The 14,527-nt window shown below is 60.4% G+C and carries 12 protein-coding genes; 6 read left to right on the forward strand and 6 right to left on the reverse strand.

Annotation, left to right across the window (positions count from 1 at the left end; translation table 11 throughout):
- Positions 1-3 precede the first annotated feature (3 nt).
- From BBI10_RS06410 to BBI10_RS06435, 6 genes are all read right to left on the reverse strand, one after another.
- Positions 4-1,443, reverse strand: coding sequence for a cytochrome ubiquinol oxidase subunit I (locus BBI10_RS06410; protein ID WP_065987550.1), 1,440 nt, complete (start codon positions 1,441-1,443; stop codon positions 4-6).
- Between the two features lie 337 nt (positions 1,444-1,780).
- Positions 1,781-2,716, reverse strand: a complete 936-nt coding sequence (locus tag BBI10_RS06415) for an alpha/beta hydrolase (RefSeq protein ID WP_065987551.1) — start codon at positions 2,714-2,716, stop codon at positions 1,781-1,783.
- Positions 2,717-2,755: 39 nt separating this feature from the next.
- Complete coding sequence (gene choX, locus BBI10_RS06420) at positions 2,756-3,697, reverse strand: choline ABC transporter substrate-binding protein (RefSeq protein WP_065987552.1); 942 nt, start codon at positions 3,695-3,697, stop codon at positions 2,756-2,758.
- A gap of 253 nt (positions 3,698-3,950) precedes the next feature.
- On the reverse strand, positions 3,951-6,170 hold the full coding sequence (locus BBI10_RS06425) for a xanthine dehydrogenase family protein molybdopterin-binding subunit (protein WP_065987553.1): 2,220 nt from the start codon (positions 6,168-6,170) through the stop codon (positions 3,951-3,953).
- Entirely contained in the window at positions 6,170-7,156 is a 987-nt protein-coding gene (locus BBI10_RS06430; protein ID WP_065987554.1) for an FAD binding domain-containing protein, read from the reverse strand. Before BBI10_RS06430 ends, BBI10_RS06425 begins: the two co-directional genes overlap by 1 nt.
- On the reverse strand, positions 7,153-7,677 hold the full coding sequence (locus tag BBI10_RS06435; RefSeq protein ID WP_065987555.1) for a (2Fe-2S)-binding protein: 525 nt from the start codon (positions 7,675-7,677) through the stop codon (positions 7,153-7,155). The genes BBI10_RS06430 and BBI10_RS06435 overlap by 4 nt, the downstream gene beginning before the upstream one ends.
- 306 nt (positions 7,678-7,983) lie before the next feature.
- Between BBI10_RS06435 and BBI10_RS06440 the strand changes: the two genes are divergently transcribed.
- The 6 genes from BBI10_RS06440 (at position 7,984) to BBI10_RS06465 (ending at position 13,920) form a co-directional block, all read left to right on the forward strand.
- Positions 7,984-9,276, forward strand: a complete 1,293-nt coding sequence (locus BBI10_RS06440) for an NCS2 family permease (RefSeq protein WP_065987556.1) — start codon at positions 7,984-7,986, stop codon at positions 9,274-9,276.
- Complete coding sequence (gene trmA / locus BBI10_RS06445; protein WP_065987557.1) at positions 9,273-10,358, forward strand: tRNA (uridine(54)-C5)-methyltransferase TrmA; 1,086 nt, start codon at positions 9,273-9,275, stop codon at positions 10,356-10,358. The genes BBI10_RS06440 and trmA overlap by 4 nt, the downstream gene beginning before the upstream one ends.
- A 203-nt stretch (positions 10,359-10,561) precedes the next feature.
- Positions 10,562-11,854: an MFS transporter gene (locus BBI10_RS06450; protein ID WP_065987558.1), complete on the forward strand. Its 1,293-nt coding sequence runs from the start codon at positions 10,562-10,564 to the stop codon at positions 11,852-11,854.
- 246 nt (positions 11,855-12,100) lie between these two features.
- Positions 12,101-12,589: an Hcp family type VI secretion system effector gene (locus tag BBI10_RS06455; protein ID WP_065987559.1), complete on the forward strand. Its 489-nt coding sequence runs from the start codon at positions 12,101-12,103 to the stop codon at positions 12,587-12,589.
- A gap of 9 nt (positions 12,590-12,598) precedes the next feature.
- Positions 12,599-13,549, forward strand: a complete 951-nt coding sequence (locus BBI10_RS06460; RefSeq protein ID WP_065987560.1) for a hypothetical protein — start codon at positions 12,599-12,601, stop codon at positions 13,547-13,549.
- Positions 13,549-13,920: a hypothetical protein gene (locus tag BBI10_RS06465; protein ID WP_065987561.1), complete on the forward strand. Its 372-nt coding sequence runs from the start codon at positions 13,549-13,551 to the stop codon at positions 13,918-13,920. The genes BBI10_RS06460 and BBI10_RS06465 overlap by 1 nt, the downstream gene beginning before the upstream one ends.
- The last annotated feature ends 607 nt before the right edge of the window (positions 13,921-14,527 follow it).

Consider the following 14,527-nt stretch of genomic DNA (forward strand, 5'->3'; position numbering starts at 1 on the left):
GGCTCAGTTCCCCTCAGTCAGGCTGTCTTTACGGTGGTCCGTGCTGCTTTCATCAGCAGCAGAGAGAGGACGCGCCGGGGTGCGTTTCTGCCCTGGTCCGCCATGTGCCGGCGTGTCGCCTTCATGGGTTTTTGGCCCTTTGCGCACCAGACGCATCATGTAGCCGAAGCCTGTGCCGAACAGCAGGAAATACACCACCACGAACAGCACCAGAGTGATGCTCAACTGTTCAACGCTGTGTCTGGACACGGCATTCGCCGTGCGCATGATCCCGTAGACCACCCAGGGCTGACGCCCGATTTCGGTGGTAAACCAGCCCGCCAGCATCGCAATCAGACCGGCCGGCCCCATGCACATGACCAGCCGCAGGAACCAGCGATTGGTGTACAGCCCGCCGCGCCAGCGCAACCAGGCACTCCACAGACCGACCGCGATCATCAGCATGCCCAGCGCCACCATGACGCGGAACGACCAGAACACGATCAGCGCATTCGGACGGTCTTCCGGCGGGAAGGACTTCAGCGCCGGGATCTGCTTGTCCAGGCTGTGGGTCAGGATCAGGCTGCCCAGATACGGAATCTCGACCGCGTATTTGGTGCGCTCTTCTTTCATGTCCGGGATGCCGAACAGGATCAGCGGGGTCGGCTCGTCACCGACATTCTCCCAGTGACCCTCGATGGCTGCGATCTTGGCCGGTTGATGCTCAAGGGTGTTCAGGCCGTGAGCGTCGCCCACCATGGCCTGAATTGGCGCAACGATCAGCGCCATCCACATGGCCATGGACAGCATCCTGCGAATCGCCGGATTGTCACGACCACGCAGCAGATGCCAGGCCGCCGATGCGCCGACGAAGAACGCCGTGGAGACGAAGGCGGCGATTGCCATGTGCATCAGGCGGTACGGGAACGACGGGTTGAAGATCACCGCGAACCAGTCCACCGGGATGATGCGGCCATCAATGATCTCGAAGCCCTGCGGGGTCTGCATCCAGCTGTTGGAGGCCAGAATCCAGAAGGTCGAAATCAGCGTGCCAACCGCCACCATGGACGTAGCGAAGAAATGCAAGCCACGGCCGACACGGTTCCAGCCGAACAGCATGACGCCCAGGAAGCCCGCTTCGAGGAAGAACGCCGTGAGCACTTCGTAGGTCAGCAAGGGCCCGGTCACAGCACCGGCGAAATCGGAGAAGCGACTCCAGTTAGTGCCGAACTCGTAGGCCATGACCAACCCGGAAACCACACCCATGCCGAAGTTGACGGCGAAGATTTTCGACCAGAAGTGATAGAGGTCGCGATAAGTGTTGTCATGGGTTTTCAGCCACAAGCCTTCGAGCACCGCGAGGAAGCTCGCCAGACCAATGGTGATGGCAGGGAAAAGAATGTGAAATGAAACAGTGAACGCAAACTGGATTCGGGCGAGATCGAGCGCCTCTAAGCCGAACATAGGTCTTCCTCTATCAGGTGGAACTGGCTTCAGACTTGGGGCCTGCAGCGACTGCTCCCACGGTGTATTGAGTACGAGGTGTGGCCGTTGTTCTCGTGGTTTCGTACTCAGGTCGGCGACCGGGGAGATGCGTCAGGCGGCCAGTTCGACCAATACACGCCAAGGTATTGATCCAGGTCAGCTGACATGGAAAGAGTAGTCCCATTTCGGCACTTGCTCTGCGTGGTCTTTTGTCGCGTGGCGAGTTGACTCACCTTTCAGGGCAGTGCAGTTGACGGGAAGCAGAGCAGAGCGGCGAATCTGCAGCACGGCAGTTAAAACCTCCAGGTGCAAGGCCCTACAAAGGATCGCGAATAAAGCCCAACAGCGCGCAAACCAGCCGCTGATAAAGCGCGTCCACTTCCGGCACCTGGCCTTTGCCCCTGAGACTGCCGTGAAGCAGCCCGAGCCCGGGATCGAACTCGGTGCGCACACCCGCTTCGCGCAATGCACGCTCGTAGCAGACGCCGTCATCACGCAAGGGGTCGAACTGCGCGACAGCAATGAACGCAGGCGCCAGATCATTGAAATTTCCGGCGTCGAGTGGCCGGGCATAGGCCGATTGTTCGTCCGCCGTCATGTAGAGCTGTCGGTAATACGCCAGCTCAGCGGTAGAAAGAAGCGGCGCGTCGGCGCATTCATGGCGCGACGGCAGATCGTTGGCGCCGCCCAGTTCCGGGTAAATCAGCGCCTGCCCCACCGGCTGGCGCTCACCGGAATCGCGCAATGCCAGGCACACTGCAGCGGCAAGATTGCCGCCGGCGCTATCGCCGGCGATGGCGATACGGCGTGGGTCGATGTCCAGCCGCTGCGCGTGTATCTGCAAGGCGTGCCAGACCGCCAGACAGTCGCCGAACCCTGCGGGAAATGGATGTTCGGGCGCCAGCCGGTAATCCACGGCGATGACCACGGCATTGAGGTCGGCCGCCAGTGCCGCGGTCAGAAAGTCGTGGGAATCGAGATCGCCCACCACCCAGCCGCCGCCGTGGAGGTACATCACGCACGGCGCCGGGTGTTCGAGGGACAACCGCTGAGGCCGGTAACTGCGCACCGCCACGCCGCCGAGGGCGAAGTCCCTTACATCGAGCTGCCCCGGACGGGTGGGCGTGAACGCTTCACTCATCCGGGAATACGCGCGGCGCTGCTCGTTGATGTCCTCGGACGTGCTGCTGAAACTCAGGGTATGGGTCACGAACGCCGACATTTCGGGGGACAGCGGGTAAGACGTGGGCATTGGCTGCTCCAGCCCGAGCCCTTGGCCAGGCGTGCTTGGTTACTTGTTCACCGCCACTTGCACGGCGGACGCTGCGTCTTTGCCATCGAAGGTTGTCACGCCATCCAGCCAGCGCTTCATGTCTTCAGGATGATCCTTGAGCCACTGGCGAGCAACGTCGGTTGGCGCCTTGCGGTCCATGATCGGCACCATCATCTGGCTTTCCTGAGCGGCCGTGAACTTCAGGTTGCTCATCAGCTTGCTGACGTTCGGGCAGCGCGATGCGTAATCCGGCGCCGTGACCACGGAAACGGTCGCAGCGCCTTCACCCGGCCCGAACACATCTTCGCTGCCGGTCAGGTAGGCGATCTTCATGTTGATGTTCATCGGGTGCGGGGTCCAGCCAACGAATACCACCCATTCATTACGCTTGATCGCACGCTGCACCGCCGCGAGCATGCCTGCCTCCCCGGACTCGACCAACTGGAAACCGCCGAGCCCGAACTGGTTCTTCTCGATCATGCCCTTGATGTTGGCGTTGGCGCCGGTGCCGGGCTCGATGCCGTAGATCTTGCCACCGAGTTTGTCTTTGAATTTTGCGATATCGCCGAATGTTTTTAATCCGCCTGACGCCACGTAATCCGGCACCGCCAGGGTTGCCTGGGCATCACTCATGCTCGGCACGTCGAGGACTTTGACCTGATTGGCGGCCACAAACGGCGCGATGTTCTTGTCCATCGCCGGCTTCCAGTAACCCATGAATACGTCGAGCCGATCGTCACGCAAACCGCCGAAGACGATTTGCTGAGCGGCGCTGGTCTGTTTGACCTCGTAGCCCATGTTCTGAAGCAGCACTTCGGCAACAGCGCTGGTGGCGACGACGTCCGTCCAGTTGACCACACCCATGCGCACGTTTTGGCATTTGGCGGCTTCTGCAGCCATCAGGGCGTTGCTGCTCAGCATCAACACAGCGCAACTGATATGACGAATAAATGAGTTCATGGGTGCTCCTCGGGTCGGCTCGTTATTTTATTCAGCTCTTTTCGGCAGTTTTTCAAGGCTTGAAGACCCACGGCAATTCGGTGGCTGCCGCGTTGGTGCAAGGTACGCAGCAGGCCTGAGCAACAAGCGCACCAGCGCGACCTGTGCTTGCACTGGGGCGACATTGAATGAGGGGGATTAGAGGGCACAGCAGAGAAAATGATCGTTCCCACGCAGAGCGTGAGAACGATCAGGGCACAAGATACGGCGTTGGTTACAGCACTTTATCCAGCGTAATCGGGAATTCCCGGACCCGCTTGCCCGTGGCGTGGTAGATGGCATTGGCAATGGCCGAGGCCACGCCGACGATGCCGATCTCGCCCACACCCTTGGAGCCCAGGTCATTGACGATGCTGTCGTTCTCTTCCACGAACAGCACGTCGATCTCGCCGATGTCCGCGTTCACTGGAATGTGATACTCGGCCAGGCTGTGGTTCATGAAGCGCCCGAGGGTGTGGTCGGTCTGGCTTTCTTCCTGCAACGCCTGACCGATACCCCAGACCACGCCGCCGAGAATCTGGCTGCGCGCGGTTTTCGGATTGACCACACGGCCCGCCGCAACGGCGTCGACCACCCGATTGACGCGGATAGTGCCCAGGTCTTCGTCCACCAGCACTTCGACGAATACCGCCGAGTGCGTCGCCGTCGAGTAGCCTTCGCGCTTGTCGTCAGGCTTGGCGTCGATCTGCACTTCAAGCGTCTCGTGGGACGACTCGCGGACAATGTCGGCGTAAGCAAAACGCTCATCGTCGATGAGCAGATAACCGTCGCCGTAACCCACATCGGCCATGTCCACCACCGCGTATTGCGGATGCGCCATGCGAACGGCGTCGAGCAACTTGGCGCGCAAGGCACGACAGGCCTGCTGCACCGCCGTGCCCACGGACGACACCGTGAACGAGCCACCCTGCAATGGCGACGTCGGCAGCGAAGAATCACCCAGTACGAAGGTGACGTCCTCAGGCTTCACGCCAGCGGCCTCAGCGGCGATCTGGGTCATGACCGTGTAAGTGCCAGTGCCGATGTCGGTGGTGGCGCTGCTGACGGTGATCTTGCCGCTGCTGTCGATACTGGCCTTGGCGCTGGCGGGCATCTGCATGGCTTCCCATACACCGCCGGCCATGCCCCAACCCACCAGTTGCCGGCCCTGACGCATGCTGCGCGGCTCGGGGTTGCGCTTGCTCCAGCCGAAACGCTCGGCGCCTTGTTCGTAACACGCCAGCAGTTCTTTACTGGAATACGGCTTGCCTTCGTTGCCGTTGCTGTCGGCAAAGTTGATCACTCGCAGCTGCACGGGGTCGATACCGGCCGCAATGGCCAGCTCGTCCATCGCACATTCCAGCGCGACCATGCCGGAAGCGGCGCCCGGTGCGCGCATGTCCAGCGGCGTGTAAACGTCCAGCGGCGCGAGCTTGTAGCTCAATGCCACGTTGTCGCACTGATAGAGCATGCCGCTCCATTCAACGACGTGCTCGGCAAAGTCCTCAAAGCGCGAGGTCTGACCGATGGCGTCGTGGGCGACCGCCATCAGCTTGCCGTCTTTGGACGCCCCGAGCCGCATGTGCTGCAAGGTTTGCGGACGATAGCCGAAGGTAAACATCTGCTGGCGGGTCAGGGTCAGACGCACCGAACGCTGGAGCTTCAATGCCGCCATGACGGCCAGCGGCAACTGGTATTGCGGACGCAGGCCGGAACCGAAGGCGCCACCGACGAAGGCTGCGAGGATGCGGATCTTCTCTTTCTCCAGACCGAACACACTGTGCAGGTAGTCCTGGCAGTTCTGCGTGCCTTGGGTTTTATCGTGGATCTCCAGGCTGCCGTCAGCCTTGAAGAACACCGTGGAGGCGTGCGGCTCCATCGGGTTGTGGTGTTCGTTGGGCGTGCTGTAGTGGCTGTCGACCGTGACCGCCGCCTGGGCGAATGCGCCCGAAAAATCCCCACGCGGTTTCGGCGTTTCGGCCGGCGCGGTGTGGGCGTCACTCTGACCCACACTGAGGTCGGTCTGGTGCGGCTTGGTTTCGTACTCAATGCGCACGAGGGAGCCGGCATGCCGCGCCAGTTCAAGGGTGTCTGCCACTACCAGCGCCAGAGGCTGGCCGCTGTAAAGCACGTGGTCGTTGTAGAACGGGCGGAACGGCGAGCCTTCGGCGGCGTCGGCGTCCTGATAGTCCTCGTCATAGCTGGCGATGTGCGGGCGATTGGTGTGATCGATAACCGCGATCACGCCAGGGACCGCCAGCGCTTGCGAGGCATCGATACGCACGACGCGACCCGAGGCGATAGTGCTGGAGACCACGCTGGCATGCAGCAGGCCTGCCTCCGGGTACTCGCCGGCGTAGCGGGCCTGGCCGGTGACTTTCAGGCGTCCATCGACGCGGTCCATCGGTTGGCCCAGCGCGGAGGCCGTTCCCGGGGTGGGTGTATTGGCGTTCATTAAACAGTTCCTCCCAAGGTGGCATCGCTCAAGGCGCGAACGATCGCGCGGCGGGCCAGCTTGATCTTGAAAGCGTTGTGCGCCAGCGGCTGAGCGTCGCGCAGCATCGCGTCGGCGGCGGCAACAAAGTTTTCCCGCGAGACCGGCTGACCTTTGAGCGACTGCTCGACGGCCGTGTCGCGCCAAGGTTTGTGCGCCACGCCACCCAGGGCGATGCGCACGTCACGGATGACATCGCCATCAAGCTCGACAGCAGCGGCCACTGAGATCAGGGCAAAGGCGTAAGAGGCGCGGTCACGGATTTTCAGGTAGTGGCTGTGCTGCTGAAAACGTGGCGCTGGCAGCTCGACAGCGGTGATCAGTTCATCGTCGGCGAGCTGGTTGTCGCGCTGCGGCGCATCTCCCGGCAAGCGATGGAAGTCAGCGAACTCGATCACCCGGGCACCGGCGCGCCCCTGGACGTGGACGCGGGCTTCGAGCGCAGCCAGGGCCACGCACATATCCGAGGGGTGAGTCGCGACGCAGGCATCGCTGGCGCCCAGGATCGCGTGGATGCGGTTCAGGCCCTCTTTCGCCGGGCAACCCGTGCCAGGCTCGCGCTTGTTGCACGGCACGGTTGAGTCGTAGAAGTAGTAGCAGCGGGTGCGCTGCAACAGGTTGCCACCGGTGCTCGCCATGTTGCGCAACTGCGGCGAGGCGCCCGCCAGAATGGCTTGGGACAGCAGCGGATAATCGCGCTCGATCAGCGGATGCCAGGCCAGGTCGGCGTTACTCACCAGCGCGCCGATCATCAGGCCGCCACTGTCGGTTGCGCGGACGTCTTTGAGCGGCAGCCCGGTGATGTCGATCAGGTGCTCGGGGCGGGCGATGTTTTCTTTCATCAAATCCAGCAGGTTCGTACCGCCTGCGATGAACCGGCTGGCAGGGCCTGCAAGATTGACCGCCTGAGCGATGTCGGACGGCTTGCTGTAGCTGAAGGGATTCATTGGCCGCGCCCTCCCTGATCCGGTGCGGCATTCATTGATGGCAAGACTTCCACCACCGCCGCGCGGATGTTGCTGTAGGCGCCGCAACGGCACAGGTTGCCGCTCATCAGTTCTTTCACTTCGTCGTCGGTGCTGGCGCGGCCTTCGTTGGCCAGGCCGACTGCCGAGCAGATCTGCCCGGGCGTGCAGTAGCCGCACTGGAAGGCGTCATGTTTGATGAACGCTTGCTGCATCGGGTGCAGCGTGTCGCCTTCGGCAAGCCCTTCGATCGTGGTCAGCTCGGCGCCGTCACACATGATCGCCAGGGTCAGGCACGCATTGATGCGTTTGCCATCGCGCAGCACGGTGCATGCACCGCATTGGCCGTGGTCACAGCCCTTTTTGGTGCCGACCAGATCGAGCTGCTCGCGCAGCATATCCAGCAGCGTGGTCCAGGGCTGCACGTCCACTTGTCGGGTCTGGCCGTTCAACGTCAGGGCGATGGAATGCCCTGCGAACGCCTGTTCATTGGTTGCACTCATGGGAAGCCTCACGGTAGGTACTCGATCAGCGCAGTGATCTGCGTCTTAAGGGGTACGACTTGTGTGGTTTCGGAAACGTTCAGGGTTTGTGATGAGCGTTTTGACGCAGCGGGGCGCCCGGATGGGGCAAGCCGATCCGGACATTTGCAATCCGACGACACGCGCCAGGCCCCATCGCCCGGAGCTGCTGGTATGATGCGCGGCTTTTTGCAACTGGCAGAATTTGTGCAAGCCGTTTCGGTGAGCTGTGCTTTGCTGTTTCAGTCGACTACATAAATGACGCGGAGCGTCACCGGGGAGCCTTAAATGCTGGAGCGGTTGTTTCAACTCAGGGCACATAACACCAATGTGCGCACCGAAATTCTGGCCGGGGTCACCACCTTCCTGGCCATGGCCTACATCCTGTTCGTAAACCCGAGCATTCTTGGCGAGACCGGCATGGACAAGGGCGCGATCTTTGTCGCTACCTGCCTGGCGGCGGCCATCGGCTCCACAGTCATGGGGCTGATCGCCAACTACCCGATCGCGCTGGCGCCGGGCATGGGCCTGAATGCCTTCTTCACCTACACCGTGGTGCTGCACATGGGCCACACCTGGCAAGTAGCGCTGGGCGCGGTGTTCATTTCGGCAGTGATGTTTTTCCTGCTGTCGATCTTCCGCATCCGCGAATGGATCATCAACAGCATCCCGCTGCCGCTGCGCTCGGCCATTGCCGCCGGTATCGGCCTGTTCCTGGCGCTGATTGCGCTGCACAACGCCGGCATCGTGGTGACTAACCCGGCCACCATGGTTGGCCTGGGCGATCTGGCCAAACCGGCACCGATTCTTGCGGCGCTGGGCTTCGCACTGATCGTGGCCCTGGAAGCCCTGAAAATACGCGGCGCCGTGCTGATCGGCATTCTGGCCGTCACCATCATTTCTATTGTGATGGGCTTCTCGCCGTTCGGCGGTGTGGTGTCGATGCCGCCTTCACTGGCGCCGACCTTCCTGCAGCTGGACATTCCCGGCGCACTGAACATCGGTCTGGTCAGCGTGATTTTCTCCTTCCTGTTCGTCGACCTGTTCGACAACTCCGGCACCCTGATCGGCGTCGCCAAGCGTGCGGGCCTGATGGGCAAGGACGGCCACATGCCGAAGATGGGCCGTGCGCTGATCGCCGACAGCACCGCGGCCATGGCCGGTTCTCTGCTGGGCACCTCGACCACCACCAGTTACATCGAATCCGCGGCGGGCGTGAGTGCCGGCGGCCGGACCGGTCTGACGGCTATCGTGGTTGCCGTGCTGTTTCTGCTCGCACTGTTTTTCGCGCCGCTGGCTGGCAGCGTTCCAGCATTCGCCACCGCCCCTGCCCTGCTGTTCGTGGCTGTGTTGATGACCTCGGGCCTTGCCGAAATCAACTGGGACGACATCACTGAAGCAGCACCTGTGGTGATCACCGCACTGGCCATGCCATTCACGTATTCGATCGCCAACGGCATCGCCTTTGGCTTCATTTCCTGGACCGTGATCAAGCTGTTGTCGGGCCGGGGCCGCGAGCTGAATTCGGCGCTGGTCGTGCTGTCGATTCTGTTCGTGATCAAGCTGGGCTTTTATCCATGAGTTCTACGTTCGACCCTGCAAACTACGCCGCTCAGCTCGATGAAAAGGCCGCGCGCCTGCGCGAGCTACTGGCGCCTTTCGAGGCGCCCGAGCCTCAGGTCTTCAATTCGCCGCGCGAGCACTACCGCTTGCGCGCCGAGTTCCGCCTGTGGCGCGACGACGGCAAGCGTCACTATGCGATGTTCGCGCCGGGGGACAAGCACACGCCGATCCTGATCAACGACTTCCCTATTGCCAGCCAGCAGATCAACGCGCTGATGCCGGTGCTGCGGGATCGCTGGGAGGCCAGCAAGACCCTCAATCACAAGCTGTTTCAGGTGGATTTTCTGACCACGCTGGCCGGCGACGGCATGATCACCCTGTGCTATCACCGCCCGCTGGATGAGGCCTGGCAAGTCGAGGCGGAGCAATTGGCGGCTGATCTGAAGGTCAGTGTGATTGGCCGCTCGAAAGGGCAGCGACTGGTGATTGGCCGCGATTACGTGACCGAGCAGCTGGACGTCGCTGGCCGGACTTTCAGTTATCGCCAGCCGGAGGGCGCGTTCACCCAGCCCAACGGCACGGTAAACCAGAAAATGCTGAGCTGGGCGTATGACGCGCTGGGCGACCGCGACGATGATTTGCTGGAGCTGTATTGCGGCAATGGCAACTTCACGCTGCCGTTGGCGACCCGCGTGCGCAAGGTACTGGCGACCGAGATCAGCAAGACGTCGGTCAACGCGGCGCTGAGTAACCTGGCGGACAACGCTGTGGATAACGTGTCGCTGGTGCGACTGTCGGCTGAGGAGCTGACAGAAGCCCTGAATGAGGTGCGCCCGTTTCGTCGTCTGGCCGGTGTCGACCTGAAAAGCTACGACTTCGGCAGCGTGTTCGTCGACCCGCCCCGCGCCGGCATGGACCCAGACACGTGCGAGCTGACGCGACGTTTTGAGCGCATCCTGTACATCTCGTGCAACCCGGAAACCCTGGCCGCCAACATCGCACAACTGCACGACACCCACCGGGTCGAGCGGTGCGCGCTGTTTGATCAGTTTCCGTATACCCATCACATGGAGTCGGGGGTTTTGCTGGTTCGCCGCTGACAGCGCGATTCCGTCGTTCCCGGCTGAAGCCGGTCCTACTATCATCAGTAGGACCGGCTTCAGCCGGGAACAGGCCTTCTGATCTCCATGCGCCCGCAGCATATCCCGCACCATCCATCATTAAATTCCTGACAGCTAGCGGCGAACCGCGCCAGACCGGTGTATAACTCTCGGCCGTCTTTCGCTTCGATGGATGCCTTGCCTTGAGCTCCGAATCGCCCGCCTCATCGTCTGAATCTTCCGCCAAAAGCGCCCTGCGGCTGCCCGGCTTTTTCGCCTTCCTGACCGCGCGCCTTGCTGCCGTTTTCGCCATGCAGATTCAGGCGGTGGTTGTCGCCTGGCAGGTCTACGACATGACCCGCAGCCCGATTTCGCTGGCGTATGTAGGCCTCGCGCAGTTCATTCCCATGCTGCTGCTGTTGATGCCGGCCGGCGACTTGATCGACCGCTATGATCGCAAGATGATCCTGACCATCAGTTGGTCGGTGCAAGCCGTATGCAGCCTGATGCTGATGCTGTTCTCTGTGACCCATCATCAAGACACACGGCTGATTTACGCCACCCTCGCCTTGTTCGGTTGCGCGAGGGCGTTCACCGGGCCGGCGTTGCAGAGCCTGCTGCCACAAGTCGTCCCGCGTGAAAAACTCGCGTCGGCCATCGCCACCAACAGCATGATCATGCGCATTGCAACCATCGCCGGGCCGCTAGTCGGCGGCGGTCTGTATGCAGCAGGCGGCGGCGGGCTGACCTATTCCGTGTGCATGGCCAGCTTCATCGCTGGCGTGCTGTTGCTGATCCGCGTGCCGGTGCTGTACGCCGGCAAAAAGCAGATTCTCGAATCCACGGCCTGGAAGCGTTTCACCGCCGGCATCGCCTTCATCCGCTCGCGGCCGATTATCCTCGGCACCATCTCACTGGATCTATTCGCGGTGCTACTCGGCGGCGTGGTGGCGCTGCTGCCGATTTATGCCCACGAAGTGCTGCACCTGGGCCCCCAAGGGCTGGGCGCGCTGCGCAGCGCGATGAGTCTGGGTGAGGTCAGCACGGGTCTGTATTTGAGTTTCCGGCCTTTTGATCGACACGTCGGTCTGGTCATGTTCATCGCCGTCGCGGTGTTCGGCGTCGCCAATCTGGTGTTCGCCCTGTCGACGCTGTTCTGGCTGTCGCTGCTGGCTTTGATGATCGCCGGTGCGGCGGATATGGTCAGCGTCTATATCCGCTCCACACTGGTGCAATTCTCGACGCCGGACGACATGCGCGGGCGGGTCAATGCGGTGAATATGTTGTTTATCGGTTCGTCCAACGAGCTGGGCGAATTCCGCGCCGGCAGCAGCGCGGCGCTCTGGGGGGCCGTGCCCGCCGCGATCATCGGCGGCGTGTGCACACTGGGTGTCGTTGGCGCCTGGATGGTTGGCTTCAAGGCCCTGCGCCAGGTGAACCGCTTGGCCGACGCCTCGCCGGTCGAGACCATCGAGAAGCAGACGGCGCGGGTTTGATGTAAGCGCTCTCGGGTATTTACTGTTGGCGCGCACCCTCTGCGCGCCACGCGAATCCGGCAGTTTCCAGCCCTTTTGAACGACTACTGCGGCGAACATCACCCGTTACGGAATCTTCCGTAAGACGTGCCAAGGGACCAGTGTAGGACCGTTCTGAAAATCACTTTCAGCCCCCCTCGCCGCGCTTCAAAGCCCAATGCCCTCTCCCTATCCTTGCTGGATCTGACCTCAGCAAGGACACGCAGCATGGCATTTGACGGATTCATCAAGGTGAACGGGATCGACGGCGAGTCGCTGGATGAGCGCAACAAGGGCTGGATCGAAATCGTGGCCTACGACTTCGGCGTTAGCCAGAGTACTTCGGCCACCGCCAGCTCGAACGGCGGCGCGGGCTCGGGTCGGGCCAGCCTCAGCGACTTCAGCTTCAGCAAACGCCTGGATCAATCCAGCGCTGCGTTGTTTGAAGCCAGTTGCGCGGGCACGCACATCAAGGACCTGACGTTGTGCCTGTACCGCGCGGGAGGCGACAAGCTCAAGTACTACGAAGTGCGCCTCGAAGAGGTGATCATTTCTGACTTCAGCCAAAGCGGTGAGAGCGGCGAGCCGCTGGAACACGTGCAAATCAACTTCGGCCGCGTCCGCATTCTGTACACCCAGCAGAAACGCAGCGATGGCGCGGCAGCCGGCAATGTAGTTGGCGGCTGGGACCGCATCGCCAACAAGCGCTTTAGCTGAGGACAGCCCGTGTCCAAACCACATGTGTTTATCAATGACCGCATACAGACCTATTTCACACTCAAGGCACGGGTGGGCGGAGGTGCGAAGTTCGATGTGCTTAACGCACATATCCGAAACGTTGTGGTGATGCCAGGCCAACTGGTGATTGTCAGCGACGGTTCAAACGGCACTCTCACGGCGGAAGAGACAGAGCTGATGAACCTGGCGCGTAACGTCCATCGTCAAGTGAAAGGGGCGGGCAGCCAGCTCATCGAGAACTACGACCTGCTGCAGAACATGCTCAGTTATGGATCGCTGGGTATCGGCGCTGCCACCGGGAGTTGGGGCAAGCACCTTGAAGGTGTGAAGAAAACCCTGGAAGAGATCGAGCGGCTTTACAAATTGTCGCTGGCGCGCGGAACACCCATTGCCCGGCAGGAGTTCATCAACCAGCGAAGAGCGCTGTTTGCCACGCTTGATAAGCAACTGGAAGGCATTGCCCGCTGGGGGACCGGGTTGCGGAAAAAAGGTCCGCTTAAGAAGATGCTGGGGTTGTCGACCAAGAGTTATCTGCATACGGGCGAGATCCAGGGGTATGCGGAGCGGGTGGGGCGAATCGCTAGAGTGGCGAAGTTGCTGAAATTCGGGACGCCTGTGGGGATTGGGCTGAATGCAATTTCAGCAGGCCTTGAAATCAAGGAGGCATGTTCGACGGGGCGGGAGGAGTTTTGTCGGAAGGCGCAACACATCGAAGGTGGCAAATTTGTCCTCAGCACAATGTTTGGTCACGTCGGCGGTGGAGTGGGCGCGTCAGCAGGAGCCTCGATTTGTGCAGTTGTTTTGGGAGTTCCTACCTATGGAGTCGGCGTAATTGGCTGCGGAATCGTCGGCGGCGTGGTTGGCGGATACAGCGGAGGTCTAGTTGGTGAATTTGTCGGCGAATTGACCGGCGAGTACATCTATGAGTGGGGCCAATAATGGCAGATATCCCCACCGGACTCTTGGCACTGATATTGACAGTGATCACGACCTTACATCTCGCCGGCTACTACATCTTCTTCTACATCAATTTGGAAAAGATCGAAAACCATCTATGCGATATTGAAATGTTTTCATTGAACAGAGAGTTCTACGGAGACAGTTTTCTCGGACGAAGGATGAGGGAAACCTTCGTAATGCTGGTTGCAGTGGCCCCAGAGATCTTCTGGAGACAGGAACGTATCCCCAGGCAAAAGCTTCTCAAATTACCTCCCCGATTGCTGTGGGGAGTGCGGATAGTTTATGGCTCTATGATTTTCATAAGCGTTTATGGGGGATTGCTCTATTATTTTCGTGCGCCACACGGCTAAACAGCGACAAAGTGCGGCCAACTCAAATGATAGTTTTAGTCGGCGGTTTCGAAATCTCAATCACAGAGTTAGCTTTCTGACTTCTTGAATATTGAGCAGTCACGGGTCGCGCCAACTCGACGGATAGGGGGGAGGGAATCCTTGGGATAATAAAAAATTCTGCCCGATCGTGAATTACTACAAGGTTAAACACATGACTTGCCCTACGACTACTGGCCTGCTCGGACTGACTTTAATAATATCAATGTGGATCAATAACCTCCTCATGGCATGGTTCACCTATCGAAACATTAACCATCTTGAAAACCGACTATCTCACTGCACGTGCATCAGTGACACCAAAGCCCTTTGGCAAGGAGGATTAATAGCCAGGCAAATGCGGTTAAACATGGTAGTTACAGTCATTACGCTGCCCAAAGCAATGTATCGGCGAGGCCACATCACAAAAAATGCTCACCACTCTGTGCCTCTCCAGCTTAAATTGAGGATCTGGGGAATATACAGCTGGCTTTTCGTTAACTGTACCTGCTTGGCTATATTGGCCTGGCTAACAAAATGATTATGCTCGAGAAGGCCTGGTGGGTGATGGCGGTATTTGGAAGCATAT

It is taken from the genome of Pseudomonas graminis (genome assembly GCF_001705435.1).
Lineage (GTDB): Bacteria > Pseudomonadota > Gammaproteobacteria > Pseudomonadales > Pseudomonadaceae > Aquipseudomonas > Aquipseudomonas graminis_B.

Excerpts from the sequence above, each read along its gene's own strand:
- BBI10_RS06410 (WP_065987550.1), bottom strand. The coding sequence starts at position 1,443 with ATGTTCGGCTTAGAGGCGCTCGATCTCGCCCGAATCCAGTTTGCGTTC.
- BBI10_RS06415 (WP_065987551.1), bottom strand. The coding sequence starts at position 2,716 with ATGCCCACGTCTTACCCGCTGTCCCCCGAAATGTCGGCGTTCGTGACC.
- choX (WP_065987552.1), bottom strand. The coding sequence starts at position 3,697 with ATGAACTCATTTATTCGTCATATCAGTTGCGCTGTGTTGATGCTGAGC.
- BBI10_RS06425 (WP_065987553.1), bottom strand. The coding sequence starts at position 6,170 with ATGAACGCCAATACACCCACCCCGGGAACGGCCTCCGCGCTGGGCCAA.
- BBI10_RS06430 (WP_065987554.1), bottom strand. The coding sequence starts at position 7,156 with ATGAATCCCTTCAGCTACAGCAAGCCGTCCGACATCGCTCAGGCGGTC.
- BBI10_RS06435 (WP_065987555.1), bottom strand. The coding sequence starts at position 7,677 with ATGAGTGCAACCAATGAACAGGCGTTCGCAGGGCATTCCATCGCCCTG.
- BBI10_RS06440 (WP_065987556.1), top strand. The coding sequence starts at position 7,984 with ATGCTGGAGCGGTTGTTTCAACTCAGGGCACATAACACCAATGTGCGC.
- trmA (WP_065987557.1), top strand. The coding sequence starts at position 9,273 with ATGAGTTCTACGTTCGACCCTGCAAACTACGCCGCTCAGCTCGATGAA.
- BBI10_RS06455 (WP_065987559.1), top strand. The coding sequence starts at position 12,101 with ATGGCATTTGACGGATTCATCAAGGTGAACGGGATCGACGGCGAGTCG.
- BBI10_RS06465 (WP_065987561.1), top strand. The coding sequence starts at position 13,549 with ATGGCAGATATCCCCACCGGACTCTTGGCACTGATATTGACAGTGATC.